Raw genomic sequence first — 4,615 nt, forward strand, 5'->3', positions numbered from 1 at the left:
CCGGCAGCCTGATCGTCGGCTCCGAGGCCGGCGGGCCGCAACCCAGTCCCGATGGCGGCAACAGTCTCCCCGTGACGACGCTGGAGGCGACCTTGAGCGTGAGCGATTTGCTCAATGGCAACCGCGACAGCGGGGAAACCGTGATGCTCTGGCGCTGTCCGTCGAGCGACGAATGCCGCTCCCCAACCAAGGAATCCGTGACCCTGGACGGCATGATCCCGCGCGTGCGCGATCTGCTGATCGGCACTGCGTCAAGCACGGGACTGATTCGGAAATTCATGCTCGGGGTCGAGGCACTGACGCCCGAGGAACAGGGCTTGATGGAACACGCGCCCTGGGGATTGGGCGGGGCGATTCGCACCCTGGCGGTCGCGGAGCCGGGGATGGCGTTCGCCTTTGCCGAACGCGCCGCCCCGATCATTGCCATCGAACTGGTGCAGGTCATGGTCCGCGACATGCTGAAAAGCGTCCGTCTGGCCACCGCCGGGCTGGATCACACCCATACCACGCAACTGCTGCAACAACTCGAATCCGTGCGCACCGACATCTGGCGCGAATCCGACACCCTGGCGGCGCGTTACGGCAACCCCAACGACCTACTGGAGAGCTTCCGCACCCTGCTCGCGACGCGCAAAGGGGTCAGTTATCTCGATCTCGTGCAGGCCAACGGAACGCCAGGCGACGCCGAACCCTAGCGGGTCGCTCGGCGGGATTGGCGTTTTTTCTTCATGTGCGGCAACGGTTAGGGCAGGCTTTCCATGTGGACCATCTATTCCATCGGCGATCCGGTTTTCCTCCAACAAGTGCTCAATGCCGTGGCGATGCTGTTCGCCACGGCGGATTTTGTCCAGTTTGTCAGCATCGGCTTTCTCCTCGGGTTCCTTCTGATCGCCGTCCAGGGGCTGCTGCAGGGCGCTCAAAGCATCAAGTTCCAGAACCTGCTGGTGTCGTTCGTGCTCTATTCGCTGCTGTTCGTGCCCACGGTGTCGGTGACGATCGAAGGGGCCTATTCGGGCACCGCGCGCGTGGTCGACCACGTGCCGCTCGGTCCCGCGCTGGTCGGCTCCACGGTATCGAATCTGGGCTACGGTATCACCAAGCTGTTCGAGCAAGCCTTCGCCACGCCCACCATGACCGAGCACGGCTATGTTGACGCTTTGCAGGTGCTCGCCACGGTGCGCAAGACCGCCCTGTCGCGGCTGACCATGGGCGATGCCAACAGCCCGAGCGCCGGGGCGAATGTCGAACAGTCGTGGATCAACTACGTGGCCGATTGCGTGCTCTATGGCGTGGATCGCCAGATCGACGGCGCGACCCTGGATCGCCTGCTTAAAGCCACGACCGTGGACGCGGCGCTGCAAACGCCGATCGTCACCGGGACGACCGAAATCTCGCTCGGTCTGGCACGCGAAACCCTGACCTGTGTCGATGCCTATACCCGGCTCAAGGACTACACCAGCACCGCGTTCCTGCCGGCGTTTCAGGAATCGCTCGCCGCCAAGCTCGGCACCGCCAGCGGCTCGGTGACGACGCGGGTCAGCGGGGCGCTCGCCGCGCTCGCCGGTGGGGCGGTCGACGCCCAGCAGTACATGACGATGGCCGCGCTCCTGCCGATGGTCGAGAAGGGCGTGATCCAGCATTATCGGGATCTCGGCGATGCGGGCGCGGCGGCGCAAGCCGCGCAGGCGATCGCCCAGCGCAACAGTCAGTGGGCGACCGAACAGACGCTGTTTATCAAGATCATGCGTCCCATGATGGTCTACTTCGAGGGCTTTATTTTCGCCATCGGCCCGTTCATGGCGTTCGCCATCGGCCTGGGACCGCTGGGCGTTGGGATGGTCGGCAAATACCTGATGTTCGGGTTGTGGATCCAGTTGTGGATGCCGATCCTGGCGATCTCCAACCTGTATCTGCTGATGGTCACGGAACGCGCGTTCGAGGCGCTGGCGACCCACAATGGCGCGGTCCTGCCGTCGTTTCGGGCGCTCTACGAGAGCGATTTGCTGTTGCAGGATTACCTGGGCACCGCGGGCGTCCTGATTGCCTCGACCCCGGCGATCAGTCTGATGCTGATCTACGGCAGCGCCATCACCGCCACCCATCTCGCCGGACGGCTGCAAGGGGCGGATCACATCAACGAAAAAATGACCTCCCCCGACATTTTGCAGCCAGGGGCGGCCATGACCAACGGACCCTTGCAGCAACACACGGCGCTCGGCGGCACCAGCGCACCGGGGGCAAGCGGTCTGTCCTGGTCCTTCAATGCCGGACAGACGGCGCAGTCCAGCCTGAAATCCGCCGATACCCAGGCCGAACAGGCACAGGAGAGCTTCCAATCGAGCGTCGGTCAAGCCTTCGCGCGCACGGCTGCCGCCAATCATCAGTCCGCCACCCAGTTCGCGTTGAGCGAGAAATTCGGCGCGACCTATACCCAGGCGACCGACGCCACCCGCTCGGCCGCCGAAGACCTGTCGCACAGCTTCAAGGATTCCGGGATCAGCACCGAAGGGATGTCGACGCTGCTCAGTGCGGGGCTGACGGGGAAAAACGCGGGCGAACGGGAGGGCGGCATCGGGGCCTCCCTGGCCGGAAAAATCGAACAGAAATACGGGATCACCGATGGTCGGGAGACGGCGATCGCCCAGGCCATCGTCGCGCGCGTGAATACCGACGAGAGACTGCAAGCGGGCTTCAGCCAAGGACTCGCGTCGGATGTGTCGCGCACCCAAGGCGAGGGGTTCACGGAGGGACTGAGCCAGGCGGAGAACACGCAACTCACGCAGAGCGCCTCGAATGTCATCAGTACCTCGCGTTCGTATGAAGAAGCGGCCACCTTTGCGCGCTCGGCGGGGACGAGCGCCAGCTACAGCGCGATCGACACCTCGGGAATGGTGGTGCAGAATTCGGTCGCGGAACGCCGCCTGAATCAGGCGATCGATCGCTTCGGCTTGGCGGGCGACGTGGCCAAACAAGCCGACGCGCTGCGAGCCGCCGGCGTGGTCGGCGATCCCGCCCAGGCGCACGCGATGGCGGGGATGGGAATGCTGCTCGGCCAATATGGCGGGGAACGCTTCGACGCCATGAGCCAGACGGAACGGCAGCAGGCCGAAGGGGCCGCCATGGGTGTCTATTCGGACCTGCTTGGGGTGCGGATTCCCCAGGGCATCGATCCCCAGGTCCATGCCGGATTGGCCGCCCAGGGTCCGGCTCAAGGCGCGGTGCGCGCGGCGGTCGCGGGCGCCGGTGTGCAGGACGTGCGCGGCGCGGTCGGCGCCGGGTTGGCGTCGATGCGGGTCAATGCCGATGGCACGATTTCCCAGGTTGCGCAAGGACGCGACGCGGTGACCACCTTCGCGACCGACGCCGGCGCGTCCGTGTCGAACCAGAGCGCGGGCTGGAATCGGCAACTGCACGGCGAACAACGGGCGCTTCTCGCCGATGACATCCGCCAGGAAGCGAATTTGCCGCGACCGGCGGCGCGCGCGGCCCAACACGAAACCGGCGGGCTGATGATTCAGACCGGCGAGGCCCTGGCGCTGGTCGGGACGAGCACGAATGCCGAAATCGACCACTGGGGCGCGGGCTTGCAGGCGTTCGGCGCGTCGCTCGTCGAGACCGGCGATCCGGGCGCGGCCTGGGAGGCCGGCGTCCAGGCGGCGGGGAGCGTGCCGAATTGGGAACAGGCCCGCCAAGCCATGATCGACACGCGCCTGGACCAGGTGGCGGGGCACGGACTGACGCCGGTGCAAACCGGCCTGTATCGCGAGGCGTCGGCGAATCTCTTCGCGGCGTTGCCGAGCGCGGCGTCGCAGGCCGCCCGCGCGGCGGTCATCGCCGAAGCGCCCGCCGGGACGGGCGAGGACATCGCCCGCCTGATCGAGCGCTCCGTGACTTCGCGCGACGATGCCGACCTGCGCCTGATCGGCGCGTACAACGCGACCGCGCCTGACGGCGAGGCGTTGTCACCCGCACCGTTCGGAGCGCACGGTTCTCCGTCCACGGACGATGACGGAAAAAAAAACGCCAGGATGTCTGACGGACTCGCCCTGATCCACACCAGCGCGACCGGGGGCGGCCTCGGGCGCGTGCTGGATCTGATCTCGGCACCGGAGTCGCACGGCAACTACAACGCCTGGTACGGTCACGCCGATCAGCAGCAGGTCGATCTGTCGACGCTGACGGTCAATGAGGTCAAGGCGTTTCAGCAACAGTTGCTGGCCGACGGCAATGGCGGATCGGCCATCGGACGCTATCAGCTCATTCCCGAGACCTTCGCGAGACTGACCGAGCGTCTGCAGCTGAGCGGCAACGAACGCTTTACCCCCGCGCTGCAGGATCGTCTGGCGTTGGCGCTGGTCAGCGAGGCGGGCGTCAATGACTGGATCGCGGGCCGCGACGATGACCAGACCTTCGCGTTCAATCTCTCGAAAATCTGGGCCGGCTTGCCGAAGGATGCCTCGAATCTCAGTTATTACGCGGGCGATGGCCGGAACGCGGCGCACCTCGACCACGGTGTCGTCATCGGAACCCTGGGCGGCATTCGTGCTGGCGAGGAGACAAACGCGCCCCGCCCCGCGTGATGGCTGCGCCCCCCGTGCGGCGCGGCGATGGCGAG

General features: G+C 66.0%; 2 protein-coding genes. Both read left to right on the forward strand.

Going from position 1 to position 4,615, the window contains the following annotated elements; all coding sequences use genetic code 11:
- Positions 1 to 695, forward strand: a 695-nt coding sequence (locus tag CCR95_RS22355; RefSeq protein ID WP_201098648.1) for a conjugal transfer protein TraH, incomplete at its 5' end; no start/stop codon positions are given.
- 63 nt (positions 696 to 758) lie between these two features.
- Positions 759 to 4,580, forward strand: coding sequence for a conjugal transfer protein TraG N-terminal domain-containing protein (locus CCR95_RS22360; protein ID WP_201098650.1), 3,822 nt, complete (start codon positions 759 to 761; stop codon positions 4,578 to 4,580).
- The last annotated feature ends 35 nt before the right edge of the window (positions 4,581 to 4,615 follow it).

The sequence above is a fragment of the Thiocystis minor genome (assembly GCF_016653465.1).
Lineage (GTDB): Bacteria > Pseudomonadota > Gammaproteobacteria > Chromatiales > Chromatiaceae > Chromatium > Chromatium minus.

Coding starts and splice junctions, on each gene's coding strand:
- CCR95_RS22360 (WP_201098650.1), top strand. CDS start 759: ATGTGGACCATCTATTCCATCGGCGATCCGGTTTTCCTCCAACAAGTG.